Raw genomic sequence first — 14,615 nt, 5'->3', positions numbered from 1 at the left:
CCGGTTCAGGCTGTCCGGCGCTCCGCTCAGGCGGTGCGGCGAAGGTCGTCGGACGTAGGCCCAGGTTCCAACGCCCCGGCGGTGACCAGCCGGTTGCGGCCGCTCTTTTTGCCGATGTACATCAGTCGGTCGGCGAGCGTTATCAGCGCCTCCGAATCGGACGCTTCCGCCGGGTAGATGGCGACGCCAACGGTGCAACCAACATGGATGGCACCATTCGGCGTCGGCACCTTGATCCGCAACTTTTCCAGGATACGTTCGGCGACGCCCACGGCCTTCTGTCGGGCCCGGCCAGCCTCTCCTGAAAACAGGAATGCGAACTCGTCTCCACCGAGCCGCGCCACGAAATCAGCGCTGCGCAGGATGGTGCGAAGCTGACCCGCCACCTCCTGCAGCAGCGCGTCGCCGGCCTCATGGCCGAGCGTGTCGTTGACCTTCTTGAACCTATCGAGGTCGATGAACAGCAGGCCGGCCGCCTGGCCGGTGCTGTCGCAGCGGTCGATCACCGACCTCAGCTCATTGTGAAAGGCGCGCCGGTTGGGCAGGCCGGTCAATGCATCGTGGTTGGCCGAGTGGTCGCTATGCTGCTTGGCCAGCTCGATCTCGCGCTTTTGTACGGAGAGTTCCTCATTGGCGGCCTTGAGTTCGAGCAGCAGCTCGGCATTGAGATCCTCGACTACCTTACGGTCGCTGATGTCGACGACGAAACCTTCCAGGAATTCCAGTTCGCCGGCCTCGTCCCAGACGCCGCCGCCGATCTCGCGGACCCAGAGCGGCTCGCCGACCTGCGGCACGATGCGGTAGTCGACGTTCCAGTTGCAGCGCGCCTCGAGCGCGGTATCGACGGCGGCATAGACGGCAGCGAGATCATCCGGGTGGATGGCCGAGACATAGTCGCGCACGACATTTTGAATGAAGTCGCTCGGCCGATAACCGCTGACGGTGAAAATGCCGTCGCTGATGTAGAGCATGGTGTAGGACGCATCGTTGCGGCAACGGTAGAGATAACCGTCCATGCGGCCGGTGATGCTGAGCAGCGCATCCAGGCGCTCGTCGTGATAGACCCCCTGGCCGACCACAGATGCCGTGTCATGCTTCATGGCCGCACCCCCGTTTTGGCGGTCTGAGCGCGCCGCCAATGCCATAAGGGCATAGGGGGCGAGAACGTTCCCTATAGCAGCCGAATATTATCAATCTCTTATGGGTTGGCTATTTTGCCGCCAATCAGGCTCCCGCGCTATAGGCCGCGATCGCAGCCATGTTGACGATGTCCGAATCCTTGGCGTTGAGCGAGACGATCTGGACCGGTTTGTTCAAGCCGACCAGCAGCGGGCCGATGACGGTGGAGCCGCCGAGTTCCTGCAGCATCTTGGTCGAGATCGAGGCCGAGTGGAACGCCGGCATGATCAGCACATTGGCCGGGCCGGTCAGGCGAATGAATGGATACTGGGCCATGGCGCGGGCATTGAGCGCCACGTCGGCGGCCATCTCGCCATCATATTCGAAATCGACGCGGCGCTTGTCGAGGATGCGTACCGCTTCCTGGACGCGTTCCGAGCGCTCGCCCTGCGGGTGGCCGAAAGTCGAATAGGCCAGCATGGCGAGCCTCGGCTCGTAGCCCATGCGGCGGGCGAAGCCCGCCGCCTCCTCGGCGATATCGGCGATCTGCTCGGCATTGGGCATATCGTGCACGGCGGTGTCGGCGACGAGCACGGTCTTGCCCCGGGCGAGCACGATCGAGACGCCGATGACGCGGTGGCCGGGCTTGGCGTCGATGACGCGGCGGATATCGTCAAGCGCCGTGGAATAGTTGCGAGTGACGCCGGTGACGATGCCGTCGGCATCGCCCAGCGCCACCATGCAGGCAGCGAAATGGTTGCGGTCGTTGTTGATCAGCCGCTGGCAGTCGCGGAACAGGAAGCCTTTGCGCTGCATGCGCTCGTAGAGATAATCGGTATAGATGCCGTTGCGGCGCGACAGCCTGGCATTGATGATCTCGATGCCTTGCTTGTTGAGGTCGATGCCGGCGTGCCTGGCGTTTTCCTTGATGACATCGTCGCGGCCGAGCAGGATCGCGGTGCCGAGCTTCTGGTTCACATAGGAGACGGCGGCGCGCATCACCTGTTCTTCCTCGCCCTCGGCAAAGACGATGCGCTTGGGCTGGCGGCGGACGCGATCGTAGATGCGCTGCAAGGTCGAGGCGATCGGGTCGCGGCGGGCCGACAGCTCCTGCGCGTAGCGGTCGAGGTCGAGGATAGGCTTGCGGGCGACGCCCGACTCCATCGCCGCCTTGGCCACCGCGAGCGGGATGGCCGAGATCAGGCGCGGATCGAACGGCACCGGGATGATGTAGTTCGGGCCGAATTTCGGCCGGTTGCCCTGATAGGCGGCGGCGACATCATCGGGCACGTCCTTGCGCGCCAGGTCGGCCAGCGCTCTCGCTGCGGCGATCTTCATGTCGTCATTGATGGTGGTGGCCCTGACATCCAGCGCACCGCGGAAGATGTAGGGAAAGCCCAGCACATTGTTGACCTGGTTGGGGTAGTCGGAACGCCCGGTGGCCATGATGGCGTCGGTGCGGATTTCGGCCACTTCCTCCGGCGTGATCTCCGGGTCGGGATTGGCCATGGCGAAGATGATCGGGTTCTTGGCCATCGATTGCACCATCCTGGTGGTCAATGCGCCCTTGGCCGACAGGCCGAGGAAGACGTCGGCGCCATCCAGCGCCTCGGCCAGGCTGCGCGTGTCGGTTTTGACCGCATGCGCCGACTTCCACTGGTTCATGCCTTCGGTGCGACCCTGGTAGACGACACCCTTGGTGTCGCACAGGATGATGTTCTCGGGCGCAAAGCCCATCGCCTTCATCAGTTCGATGCACGCGATGCCGGCGGCACCGGCGCCGTTGCAGACCATTTTCGTGGTCTTCATGTCGCGGCCGGTGATCTCCAGCGCGTTGATCAGCCCGGCGGCCGAGATGATGGCGGTGCCGTGCTGGTCGTCGTGGAAGACCGGGATGTCCATCAATTCACGCAGGCGCTGCTCGATGATGAAGCATTCCGGCGCCTTGATGTCTTCCAGGTTGATGCCGCCGAAGGACGGGCCGAGAAAGCGCACACAATTGATGAACTCGTCGGCATCCTCGGTGTCGACTTCGAGGTCGATGGAATCGACATCGGCGAAGCGCTTGAACAGCACCGCCTTGCCTTCCATCACCGGCTTGGAGGCCAACGCGCCGAGATTGCCGAGGCCGAGAATGGCGGTGCCGTTGGAGATGACGGCGACCATGTTGCCGCGCGTCGTGTAGTCGAAAGCGCGGCTGGGGTCTTCGGCGATGGCCAGCACAGGAACCGCCACACCCGGCGAATAGGCGAGGCTCAGATCGCGCTGCGTCGCCATCGGCTTGGTGGCGACGATCTCCAGCTTGCCGGGGCGGCCCATGGCGTGGAATTCCAGCGCCTCCTCGGCGCTGACGGAGGGGCCGCTGTTTTCGGTTTTCTTGGCCATGATGCTTTTGATTTCCTCGCCGGTGTCGCCCCCTTGAGACGGGTGCGTGTTTTTGAAACTTCTGGATCAAGGCTACACGCCACCGCTGTAAATCGCCAAGCGATCTTCACGCCCGCAGCGAAATCTCCCGAGGGTCGGATGGCGTCACGTCGGCTCTGGCTCGCTCACGAAGGCAGCGATTTCGCGCACCGTTCCCCGTCGCATCATGCCGTCTGTGCCGGGGAAAGGCCACGTCTCGATGAGTGGCCCACGGCTCCCCTTGCGCCGCAGCAATGCAGTCAGGAACGCCATGAATTCGATGCGCTGGGTACCGACCTTCTCCAGTGTCCGGCGGCGGATCTCCTCGCGCGGTATAGCGCGGTCGAGCAGCGTTTCGACAGCGCGGCGAATGGCAGCCCGTTCCGGCTCGGCGACGATGCAATAATCCGGATCGAAATAGACGTCGCGACCGCCAAGGCTCGGCGTACTGACAATCGGCAGACCGGCCATCAGATATTCCATCGAGGAGTACATCGCTCCTTCCACGGCCGACAGGCACAGCCCGACGGCGGCCTGGTTGTAGACGCGGTTGACCTGTTGGGCCGTCAGCTTGCCCGGCCAGCCGTCGACGAGCGGATTGGCGATTTTGTGGAGCGGCGATTGCGCCTGCAGTCGCCGGACAAAGGCGCGGGCGGCAACCGGCGGCAATTCGCCGATCGAATAGGTGATGTGGGCCAGCCGCTCTATGTCGAAGGCGAGGTGATGGCGTTTGATCGGCGAGATGCGGCCATTGTAGACGGCGTCGAATTCGACCGGCACGTCCGGCAGTGGCCGGAAGATCTCCTCCGATACCATCAGATTGTGGTTGGAGAAGATGGCATTGCCGCCCGCAGCGGCGATGAGACGGCGCTCTTCCTCGGTGTTGCACAGGAAGATGATTTCGTGCAGCGGAAACCGGCCGGCATACCAGGCGAGATCGCGGCCCATCCGGGCGATGACAGCCGGCCGCTCCATGGTCCACGTCTGCATCGTTAGAAAGGTGACGCGGCGCGCCGCCAGGCGCCGGCCGAGCGCTGCCAGCGGATAGAGCGGCCGCGCCCCGCCAATCGGGACATAGAGCACCAGCGGGTCGCGGCTGAGCACATGCAGCGACATGTCGATGCCGCCATCGACATCGGACAGCGGCCCGCGTGTCGGCAGGAGGAAGGGGATGCGCTTGCGCACTGTCCCCCTAAGCTTGCTTTTGGTGCGGTGGACGCGCCGCGCCGCCAACAGCAGCAGGCGCTCACGCGCCGATCCAGCCGGACCGACCAGCTCTTCGAACGCCTCCTGTTTGTCCTGATCCATGCCGCTTATCCCCGCCATGGCGATCATAGGGTCTGGTTGGCGCCCGAAGCAACCAACGGCTTCACCCGGCGTAGAAGGAGCACAAGCCGCCGTCGAGGCCGGTCGTCCCCTGCTTTTCGGGCCGCCGGCATTAAACCCCGCACCCACATCTGCTAGCGTGCGGGCATGAACATGCACACTTCAGCAGAAACCGACGCCCCCGAGGTGACACCGCCTGCGCCCGTCGGCAGCGTCACGCCGATGATGGAGCAATATATCGAGATCAAGGCGGCGAACCCGGATTCGCTGCTGTTCTACCGCATGGGCGATTTTTACGAGCTGTTCTTCGACGACGCCGAGAAGGCGAGCCGGGCGCTGGGCATCGTCCTGACCAAGCGCGGCAAGCATCAGGGCCATGACATTCCGATGTGCGGCGTTCCGGTGCATGCGGCCGACGACTATCTGCAAAAGCTGATCGGCCAGGGTTTTCGCGTTGCCGTCTGCGAGCAGATCGAGGACCCGGCGGAAGCCAGGAAGCGCGGCGGCAAATCGGTCGTACGCCGTGACGTGGTGCGCCTGGTGACGCCAGGCACCATCACCGAGGATAAATTGCTGGCGCCGTCGGAATCGAGCTTCCTGATGGCGCTAGGGCGGGTGAAGGGCGGCAACAGCGGTGACGCCTTCGCCCTGGCCTGGATCGAGATCTCGACCGGCGTCTTCCGCGTCGCCGAAACCACGGCCGACCGCCTGCTGGCCGATGTCTTCCGCGTCGACCCGCGCGAGCTGATCGTCGCCGAGCCGGTGTTTTACGATCCCGAGCTGAAGCCGGTGTTCGACGTCATCGGCCGCGTCGCCAGCCCGCAGCCGCCGTCGCTTTTCGATTCGGCTTCGGCAGCGGGGCGGATCGCGCGCTTCTTCGACGTGGCGACGCCGGACAGTTTCGGTGCCTTCTCGCGCGCCGAATTGTCGGCGATCTCGGGCGCCATCGCCTATGTCGAAAAGACGCAGAAGGCCGAGCGGCCGCCTTTGTCGCGTCCCGAACGCGAGGAGCAGGGCTCGACGCTGTTCATCGATCCTGCGACACGCGGCAATCTGGAACTGTTGCGCACGCTGTCGGGCAGCCGCGACGGCTCGCTGTTCAAGGCTATAGACCGCACGGTCACCGGCGGCGGCGCCAGGCTGCTCGCCGACCGGCTGATGGCGCCGCTAACCGATCCGGCGGCGATTGCTGCCCGGCTTGATTCGGTATCGTTCTTCCGCACCGAGACGCGGCTCTGCCAAGCTGTGCGGTCAAGCCTGAAGAGCGTCGCCGACATGCCGCGAGCGCTGTCGCGGTTGGCGCTCAACCGCGGCGGCCCGCGCGACCTCGGCGCGCTGCGTGCCGGCTTTGAAGCGGCGGGCGCCATTGCCGAAATCTTCGCCGCAACAGCGCTGCCCCATGAATTGACGGAAGCACTTGCCGCGATAAAGGCGCTGCCGCGTGCGCTGGCCAAGCATCTGGCCCAGGCTCTTGGCGAGGAACTGCCGCTGCTGAGGCGCGACGGCGGCTTCGTGCGTGGCGGCTACCATGCCGAACTCGACGAAATGCGGGCGCTGCGCGACGAATCGCGCAAGGTGATCGCCGGACTGGAGCGCTCGCTGATCGAGGAGACCGGCATCCGCTCGCTGAAAATCCGGCACAACAATGTGCTGGGTTACTACATCGAGGTGACCGCCAACCACCATTCGATCATGACCGGAAGCGACGGCGCCAAGGCGCGCTTCATCCACCGCCAGACCATGGCCAATGCCATGCGTTTCACCACGACCGAACTTGCCGAACTCGAGACCAAGATCGCCAATGCCGCCGACCGGGCGCTGAGCATCGAGCTTGCCGCTTTCGATACGCTGACGGCTGAGGCGGTCGGCGAGGCGCAGAAGATCCGCGCCGGCGCCGATGCGCTCGCCGTGCTCGACGTGTCGGCGGCGCTCGCGCTGTTGTCGGAGAGCGAAGCCTGGTGCCGGCCGCTGGTCGATTCCAGCCTCGCCTTCGATATCTCGGGCGGACGCCATCCGGTGGTGGAACAGGCGCTGCGGCGCTCGGGCGAAGGGCCGTTCGTCGCCAATGATTGCGATCTGTCGCCGCAAGACGGGGCCAAGGCCGGCGCGATCTGGCTGCTCACCGGTCCGAATATGGGCGGTAAGTCGACCTTCCTGCGGCAAAACGCACTGATCGCCATCCTCGCCCAAACCGGTTCCTTCGTGCCGGCGACATCGGCCCATATCGGCGTCGTCGACCGGTTGTTCTCGCGGGTCGGCGCCTCGGACGATCTGGCGCGTGGCCGCTCCACCTTTATGGTCGAGATGGTCGAGACGGCGGCGATCCTCAACCAGGCCGGTGAGCGGGCGCTGGTGATCCTCGACGAAATCGGCCGCGGCACCGCCACTTTCGATGGCCTGTCGATCGCCTGGGCGGCGGTCGAGTACCTGCACGAGAAGAACCGCTGCCGGGCGATCTTTGCCACCCATTTCCACGAGATGACGGCGCTGTCCGGCAAACTGCCGCGCCTTTCCAACGTCACCATGCGGGTCAAGGAATGGGAAGGCGACGTCGTCTTCCTGCACGAGGTCGGCAAGGGTGCCGCCGATCGCTCCTATGGCGTTCAGGTCGCTCGCCTTGCCGGTCTGCCGGAAGCGGTGGTCGGCCGCGCCAAAGAGGTGCTGCATCAGCTCGAGGAAGGCGATGTCTCCGGCAAGGCCAACCGGCTGGTCGACGATCTGCCGCTGTTTTCGGTGGCAATGAAGCGGGAAGCGGCAAAGCCTGCGAAGAGCGACGCATTGGGCGCAGCGCTGGGTGAGATCAATCCAGACGAGATGACGCCGCGCGAGGCGCTGGAAGCGCTCTACCGGCTGAAGGGGCTGGCGGGGAAAACCTAGCCCGATTTCGGCCTTGACCAATTGTACCGATTGGTACAATGCTCGCCATCGCCTTTGCCGATGGGAGAATGACATGAGCCGTCCGCCGCTGCCGCCCTTCACCGCCGAGACCGCCGCGCAGAAGGCTCGGCTTGCCGAAGACGCCTGGAACAGCCGCGATCCCGAACGGGTTTCGCTCGCCTATACGCAGGACAGCACCTGGCGCAACCGCGCCGAGTTCGTCTCGGGCAGAAATGAGATCGTCTCCTTCCTCACGCGCAAATGGGCTCGCGAGCTCGACTACCGCCTGATCAAGGAGGTCTGGACCTGGAACGACAACCGCATCGCGGTGCGCTTTGCCTATGAATGGCGCGACGACAGTGGCCACTGGTTCCGCTCCTACGGCAATGAGAATTGGGAATTCGACGCGGCCGGGCTGATGCGTAGGCGCGTCGCCAGCATCAACGACCTGCCGATCGCCGAGGGTGAGCGCAAATATCACTGGCCGCTCGGCCGCCGGCCGGACGACCATCCCGGCCTGTCCGAACTCGGACTTTAGAATATGATCCCTAGAGCTGTGTCGCGGTTTTCGGCAAAGATCATGCTCAAGCGGAAAAACTAGCGCATGCGCAGGATCGCGCCCGATCGCGCCGATTTGCTCTCCATCATCGGCGAGGTTTTCCGCGAACACGGCTATGAAGGGGCGAGCCTGGCGCGGATCGGTGCGGCGACCGGCCTAGGCAAAGGCAGCCTTTACCACTTCTTCCCGGGCGGCAAGGAAGAGATGGCGGCGGCTGTCATTGCCCATATAGATGGCTGGTTCGAGGAGAATGTCTTCGTGCCGTTGCTGGACAGGGCCGACCCTCGCACGGGCATCGACCGGATGTTCGAAGCGACCGAGAGCTATTTCCGGTCGGGCCGCCAGGTGTGCCTGATCGGCGCCTTCGCGCTGGACGAATCCCGCGACCTCTTCGCCAAGGCCATCAAAAGCTATTTCGGCCGCTGGGTGGCGCATCTTGCCGAAGCGCTGACCCGAAGCGGGCACAGCGCTGCCAGGGCGGACGAACTCGCCGAAGAAACAGTCGGCGCCATCCAGGGCGCGCTCACGCTGGCGCGCGCCTTCGACGACACCGCAGTGTTTTCGCGCGCGTTGCGACGGGCGCGGGCGGCGCTCGGCTAGAGTGCTACAAGGGCTCGAAGCGGAAAGCCGTCTCGGTTCGAAAAACCCGGCCGACGCCGGGCGAATCAAGATGCGCGCCGGCGACGTAGCAGTCGGTGTTGGCCGCAAGCGCCAGCATTTGCAACCGGCTTTCCCTCGCCTGCTGCTGGTCTGCGTCGAATTCCCACGTGATCTCGGGTCGATCGAATTGAAGCGACGGCACATGTACGATGTCGCCCCAGATCAACAGTGTTTCGCCTGCGCTCACAAAGCGAAAGCAAGTGTGGCCGGCTTCATGGCCAGCGGAGCCGATCGTATCGATGTCAGCGCTGACGCGCTGTCCAGCATCGAGAGGCTGGGCGCGATCGTGGAAGCGTTCCAGCCTCGCCACGTCGCGAAACATGCCGAGCTCAGCGCGCGGGACAAGCAGCCGAGAGAGCTGCGGGAAGCCGTCGCCACCATCGGCAAGGATGAGCCCGTGTATATGGTCGAGATGGGTGTGGGTGAAAGCAACAGTCCGAATCCGCTCGGTGGCGATCTTCGCCTCGCGCAGCGCCTCGGGCAGGTGCCCCATTGTCGGGTGCCAGGCGTTCGAAGCCCCTGTGTCGATCAGCGTGATGTCGTCGCCGTCATCGATGGCGAAGGCGTTGACCGACAGCCTGAGCGCACCGTCGACGAGCGGTACATGCGAGGGCAGGTTGTCACCGAATGTCAGGTCTCCGGGCTGGCGCAGCCGCCTGATTGGCATGTCGACGTAACCGTCGCGCAGCGACGTGACCGTCATGGCTCCGACTCTATACGCCGTATGATGATACCCGGTCGAAACCCGTTCCAATCTAGATCATCTCCAGCCCGCGCTTGCGCGCCGGCGGTGGAAAGGCGCGGTCGAGTTCGGCGAGGTCTTCGGCCGTCAGCTCGATGTCGAGCGCGGCAAAATTCTGGCGGACATGCTCCTGGCTACTCGCCTTCGGGATGGCGATGACACCGGGCTGCGCCATCACCCAGGCAAGCGCGATCTGTGCTGCCGTGGCGTTGTGGCGGGCGGCGATGGTTTCCAGCCTGGAATTGCGCGCCAGCGCGCCCTGCTCGACCGGCGAATAGGCCATCAGCGGGATGCCGCGCTGCCGGCTCCACGGTGCGAGATCGAATTCGGGGCCGCGCCGCGACAGATTGTAGAGCACCTGGTTGGTCTGGACATGATCGCCAGACGACAGGCCGGTCAACTCCTCCATCTCGTCGGTGTCGAAATTGCTGACACCCCAGTGGCGTATCTTGCCGGCCTCCTTCAGCGCCTCGAACGCCTCGACGGTTTCAGATAGAGGCACACTGCCCGGCCAGTGCAGGAGATAGAGATCGATGCGGTCGGTGCGCAGGCGCTTCAAGCTGTTTTCGCAGGCCCGCGCCACGCCGGCGCGCGAGGCATTGGACGGCAATACCTTGGAGACAAGAAAGAGTTCGTCGCGGCGCCCGGCAATGGCTTCCGCTACCACCTCCTCGGCGCCGCCGCTGGCATACATTTCAGCGGTGTCGATCAACGTCATGCCGAGGTCCAGCCCGAGCTTCAGGGCATTGACCTCGCCGGCGCGGCGGCGGGAATCCTCGCCCATCTTCCATGTGCCCTGTCCCAGCACCTGGACGGCCTCGCCCGAAGGCAGTGTGGTGGCTCTTATCGTCGATGGCATGTGGGCTCCTGGCGCCGTGTAATCGATGCGAATGGCATCACAAGCACGGAGAGAAATCCAGAATGAATCTCTCCGGCATGGCCGTTGCTGCCTTACTTCGCCGGATGGGCGGCGAGCCAGACCTGCATCTTGGTGATCTCGGCTTCCTGCGCGTCGATGACATCTTCGGCCAGCTTGCGGATTTCGGGATCCTTGCCATTGGCGAGTTCCACCTTGGCCATGTCGATCGCGCCCCGATGATGCGGGATCATGCCGCGCACGAAATCGACATCGGCATTGCCGGAATATTCGATCATCATGTCGGTGTGCATCTTGTCCATCGCCGCCTTGTAGCCGTCGGTCGAAGGACCTTGCGCGCCCATCGCGCCCATGTCGTGTTTCATCTCTTCGGATTGCGCCGGGACGCTTTCGAGGAAAACGGCAAGCAGCATTCCCGCCGCCATCATCAAAAGCACGATTTTCTTAGCCAAGGTCATCCATGATCTCCTGTTGATTGAAATTCGTATCTGGGGGCTTTGCTCAGAGTTTCAACGTCCGCAGCCGCAATGCGTTGGCGATGACCGAAACCGAAGACAGGCTCATGGCCGCCGCCGCCAGCATCGGCGACAAAAGCGTGCCGGTGAGCGGATATAGCACGCCGGCAGCAACCGGCACGCCAAGCACATTGTAGAGGAAGGCGAAAAACAGATTCTGGCGGATGTTGCGGATCGTCCCCTGCGCGAGCGTTCGCGCCCTGACGATGCCGTTGAGATCGCCCTTGACCAGCGTAATGCCGGCGCTCTCGACAGCGACATCGGCGCCGGTGCCCATGGCGATGCCGACATCGGCGCTGGCCAGGGCCGGCGCATCGTTGACGCCGTCGCCGGCCATGGCGATGCCGGCACCTTTCGCACGCAACTCCTCGACAAGGGCTGCCTTTTGTTCCGGCAGCAGGCCGGCGCGCACCTCGTCAATGCCAAGGCTTTTGGCGATGGCGCGCGCCGTGCGCTCGTTGTCGCCGGTCGCCATGATGATCCGCAAGCCTCTGTCGTGCAGCGCCCTGATCGCCTCGGCTGTCGTTGCCTTGACCGGATCGGCGACCGCGACAATGCCGGCCAGTTTTTTGTCCACCGCAACGAACATCGCCGTCTTGCCTTCTGCCTGCAGCGCCTCGGCCCTGGCCGACAGGGAAGCGGTGTCGATGCCAACATCGGCCATCATAGCGGCGTTGCCGAGCGAAACCTTCCTGCCAGACACCGTGCCGGATACGCCCTTGCCGGTGACGGCGTCGAAGCCGCTGGCCTCAACGAGCGTCAGGCCGCGTACGTCGGCGCCGCCGACAATGGCCTCGGCCAGCGGATGCTCCGAGCCTTTTTCCAGGCCGGCGGCGAGCGCCAGCAATTCATTCTCAGACAGGCCTTCGGCAGCGACGACATCGGTCAAGCGAGGCTTGCCTTCGGTCAAGGTGCCGGTCTTGTCGACGATCAACGTGTCGACCGAAGCGAAGCGCTCGAGCGCGGCCGCGTCCTTGATCAGCACGCCCGCGTGCGCCCCGCGCCCGGTGGCGGTCATGATCGACATCGGCGTCGCCAGGCCGAGCGCGCAGGGGCAGGCGATGATCAGCACCGAGACCGCCGAGACGATGGCAAAGATCAAGCTGGGTTCGGGACCGAAGATCGCCCAGGCGGCAAAGGCCGCGAGCGCGACCAGCACGACGGCCGGCACGAAGTAGAAGGAGACGCGATCGGCTAGACCTTGAATCGGCGCGCGCGAACGCTGCGCCTTTGCGACCAGCTCGACGATGCGCGAAAGCGTCGTTTCGGAGCCGACCTTTTCGGCGCGCATGATCAGCGAACCGTTCTTGTTGAGCGTGCCGCCGGTCAAGGCATCGCCTTTCGTTTTTTCGACCGGCAGCGGCTCGCCCGAGATCATCGATTCGTCGATGGAGGAACGGCCTTCCGTTACGATGCCGTCGACCGGCACGGCGTCGCCTGGACGCAGGCGCAGGTGGTCGCCGGTCCTGACCGCATCGAGCGGCACGTCGGTGTCGGAGCCGTCCTCCCCGATCAGCCGTGCCGTCTTCGGCGCCAGGTCGAGCAGCGCACGGATGGCCGAGCCGGTCTTTTCGCGCGCCCGCAATTCGAGCACCTGACCGAGGAATACCAGCGCGACGATGACGGAAGCTGCCTCGAAATAGACCGGGACGGTGCCGCCATGGCCACGGAACTGATGCGGAAAGATGTCCGGAAACAGTGCGGCGACGACGCTGTAGAGGTAGGCCGCACCCACACCCAGCGAAATCAGCGTCCACATGTTGGGGCTGCGGTTGACCAGCGACTCCCAGCCGCGGTGGAAGAAGGGGAAGGCCGCCCACAGCACCACTGGGCTGGCCAGCGCCAATTCCAGCCAGACCATCGTTCGCCCGTCGACAAACGCCTGGAACGTCAGGCCGAGCATCGGCGCCATGGCAACGATCAGCAGCGGCAGGGACAGCACCGCGCTGACCCAGAACCGTCTGGTGAAGTCTACCAGTTCGGGGTTCGGGCCCTCATCGCCAGTGGGAACGCCCATCGGCTCAAGCGCCATGCCGCAGATCGGGCAGGAGCCGGGCTTGTCTCTTATCACTTCGGGGTGCATCGGGCAGGTGTATTGAGTGCCTTTCGGCACTGGCGACGCCGCCGGCCTATCGCCGAGATAGTTTTGCGGCTCGGCCTCGAACTTCGCCCGGCAGCCGGCCGAGCAGAAATAGAAACCCTGGCCTTCGTGGCGGAAAAAATGCCTGGCGGTAGCGCGGTCGACACTCATGCCACAGACGGGGTCGGTGGCGGTCAGGTATTTTTCAGGCCCGGCGACGAATTTCGTACGGCAACCCTCGCTGCAGAAGTGAAAAAGACGGCCGCCATGCTCGGCCGTCGGCTTGCCGGCTGCCGGATCGACGCTCATGCCGCACACCGGATCGCGCACCACGGCTTCGGCGGCCGGCTCAGCAGCCTTTGCCACACAACAGCTGCCATCGGCCGCGTGGTGGTGATGCTCGGAATGCGCCATCGAAAAGTGCCTTATATCTGTCTGGGTGAGGAGGTAGTGCTTCCAGTAACTGGAAGGTCAAGGGGCGATTTCCACTTTTCGATCGTGGCCGTCATCGCGCACATCGAGGGAAAATCGCTTACGCAACTTCGTTCCCATGCTATGGACGCGCGTCCCACTGCATCGATCCCACCCAAATGAAATGCCTGATTATCAATCTCGATCGGTCCCGCGATCGCCTCGCCCATGTAACGGCGGAGTTCGCCCGCATCGGCATCGCCTTCGAGCGGGTCGCCGCCATCGATGCGCGAGATCGGCCGGATCTGGCCGAAATGCCGCAGGGCAAGAAGCATTTGCGCCTGGCCGACGCCGAGATTGCCTGCCTGCTCAGCCACCAACAGTGTTGGTCGACGATCGCTGCAGGTGAGGATGCTTACGCGGCGATTTTCGAGGACGATGTCGTTTTCCCGGACAAAGCCGGCGCTTTGCTTGCCGATGCGGGCTGGATTCCCGCCGATGCGGACATCGTCAAGTTGGAAACGTTCTTCAACCGGACCGTAATTTCACGCAAGCAAGTTGCCTGCGGCCACGGTTTTTCTGCGAGCAGACTGCACGGGCTCCATATCGGTACGGCGGGATACATCCTGTCCAGACAGGCCGCGCGGGACCTTCTTGCGGCAACGAATGAGATCAGCATTCCCGTCGATCACCTCATCTTCAATCCGCGTTTTGCTACCTCGTCCGACAAGGTCATTTACCAACTCGTCCCAGCATTGTGCCTGCAGGCACAATTCCTCGGCGACAGTCCGGTGAGATTGCCAAGCCTGCTCAAGCAGGAGCGAACAGAGGAATGGGTGGCAAGCGGGATAGGTAAACGGCGCCCCAGGCCAATCACCGCCAAGGTAAGGATCGAGACCAGGCGGTTGACGCGGCAGATCGCCGATCTCTTCCGGCTCCGGCGCGAGATGATCATCCCTTTCTGGTATCGCGGCCGACGCGTCCGTCCGCCCCATACACAGCGCCGTGAAAACGCGCTATAGACGCCGCGCAAAGGCGAGGCCCAC

General features: G+C 64.1%; 11 protein-coding genes. 4 read left to right on the top strand and 7 right to left on the bottom strand.

What is annotated here, in order from left to right; all coding sequences use genetic code 11:
* Nucleotides 1-26 precede the first annotated feature (26 nt).
* From NKH35_RS02230 to NKH35_RS02220, 3 genes are all read right to left on the bottom strand, one after another.
* A complete protein-coding gene (locus tag NKH35_RS02230) occupies nt 27-1,100 on the bottom strand; it encodes a GGDEF domain-containing protein (protein WP_352913255.1) in 1,074 nt (357 codons plus the stop codon).
* Between the two features lie 124 nt (nt 1,101-1,224).
* Nucleotides 1,225-3,504, bottom strand: coding sequence for an NADP-dependent malic enzyme (locus NKH35_RS02225; RefSeq protein WP_352537249.1), 2,280 nt, complete (start codon nt 3,502-3,504; stop codon nt 1,225-1,227).
* Between the two features lie 144 nt (nt 3,505-3,648).
* Nucleotides 3,649-4,830 carry a glycosyltransferase family protein gene (locus NKH35_RS02220; RefSeq protein ID WP_031261906.1) on the bottom strand — a complete coding sequence of 394 codons (1,182 nt, stop codon included), beginning with the start codon at nt 4,828-4,830 and terminating at the stop codon, nt 3,649-3,651.
* Between the two features lie 165 nt (nt 4,831-4,995).
* Between NKH35_RS02220 and mutS the strand changes: the two genes are divergently transcribed.
* The 3 genes from mutS to NKH35_RS02205 all read left to right on the top strand — a co-directional run bounded on the left by mutS (nt 4,996) and on the right by NKH35_RS02205 (nt 8,884).
* A complete protein-coding gene (gene mutS / locus NKH35_RS02215; RefSeq protein WP_027049297.1) occupies nt 4,996-7,725 on the top strand; it encodes a DNA mismatch repair protein MutS in 2,730 nt (909 codons plus the stop codon).
* A gap of 73 nt (nt 7,726-7,798) precedes the next feature.
* Nucleotides 7,799-8,263, top strand: coding sequence for a nuclear transport factor 2 family protein (locus NKH35_RS02210; protein WP_023729603.1), 465 nt, complete (start codon nt 7,799-7,801; stop codon nt 8,261-8,263).
* A 66-nt stretch (nt 8,264-8,329) separates the two neighbouring features.
* Entirely contained in the window at nt 8,330-8,884 is a 555-nt protein-coding gene (locus tag NKH35_RS02205; protein WP_023732510.1) for a TetR/AcrR family transcriptional regulator, read from the top strand.
* A gap of 4 nt (nt 8,885-8,888) precedes the next feature.
* On the opposite strand, the gene NKH35_RS02200 is transcribed toward NKH35_RS02205, so the two are convergent.
* The 4 genes from NKH35_RS02200 to NKH35_RS02185 form a co-directional block, all read right to left on the bottom strand.
* Nucleotides 8,889-9,647 carry an MBL fold metallo-hydrolase gene (locus tag NKH35_RS02200; protein ID WP_245260723.1) on the bottom strand — a complete coding sequence of 253 codons (759 nt, stop codon included), beginning with the start codon at nt 9,645-9,647 and terminating at the stop codon, nt 8,889-8,891.
* A 52-nt stretch (nt 9,648-9,699) separates the two neighbouring features.
* Nucleotides 9,700-10,545 (bottom strand): aldo/keto reductase, encoded by an 846-nt coding sequence (locus NKH35_RS02195; protein ID WP_023732512.1) that lies wholly within the window; start codon nt 10,543-10,545, stop codon nt 9,700-9,702.
* 92 nt (nt 10,546-10,637) lie between these two features.
* The gene (copM, locus tag NKH35_RS02190) at nt 10,638-11,021 is read right to left on the bottom strand and encodes a CopM family metallochaperone (protein ID WP_023732513.1); all 384 of its coding nucleotides are present in this window, start codon (nt 11,019-11,021) and stop codon (nt 10,638-10,640) included.
* Between the two features lie 43 nt (nt 11,022-11,064).
* Nucleotides 11,065-13,572, bottom strand: coding sequence for a heavy metal translocating P-type ATPase (locus NKH35_RS02185; RefSeq protein ID WP_352913251.1), 2,508 nt, complete (start codon nt 13,570-13,572; stop codon nt 11,065-11,067).
* A gap of 176 nt (nt 13,573-13,748) precedes the next feature.
* Here NKH35_RS02185 and NKH35_RS02180 point away from each other — a divergent pair, with 176 nt between their 5' ends.
* Entirely contained in the window at nt 13,749-14,591 is an 843-nt protein-coding gene (locus NKH35_RS02180; protein WP_023690024.1) for a glycosyltransferase family 25 protein, read from the top strand.
* The last annotated feature ends 24 nt before the right edge of the window (nt 14,592-14,615 follow it).

This window comes from Mesorhizobium sp. M1143, from assembly GCF_040318435.1.
Lineage (GTDB): Bacteria > Pseudomonadota > Alphaproteobacteria > Rhizobiales > Rhizobiaceae > Mesorhizobium.
The sequence above is the reverse complement of the archived record's forward strand: the minus strand, read 5'-3'. Positions and strand labels throughout refer to the sequence as shown.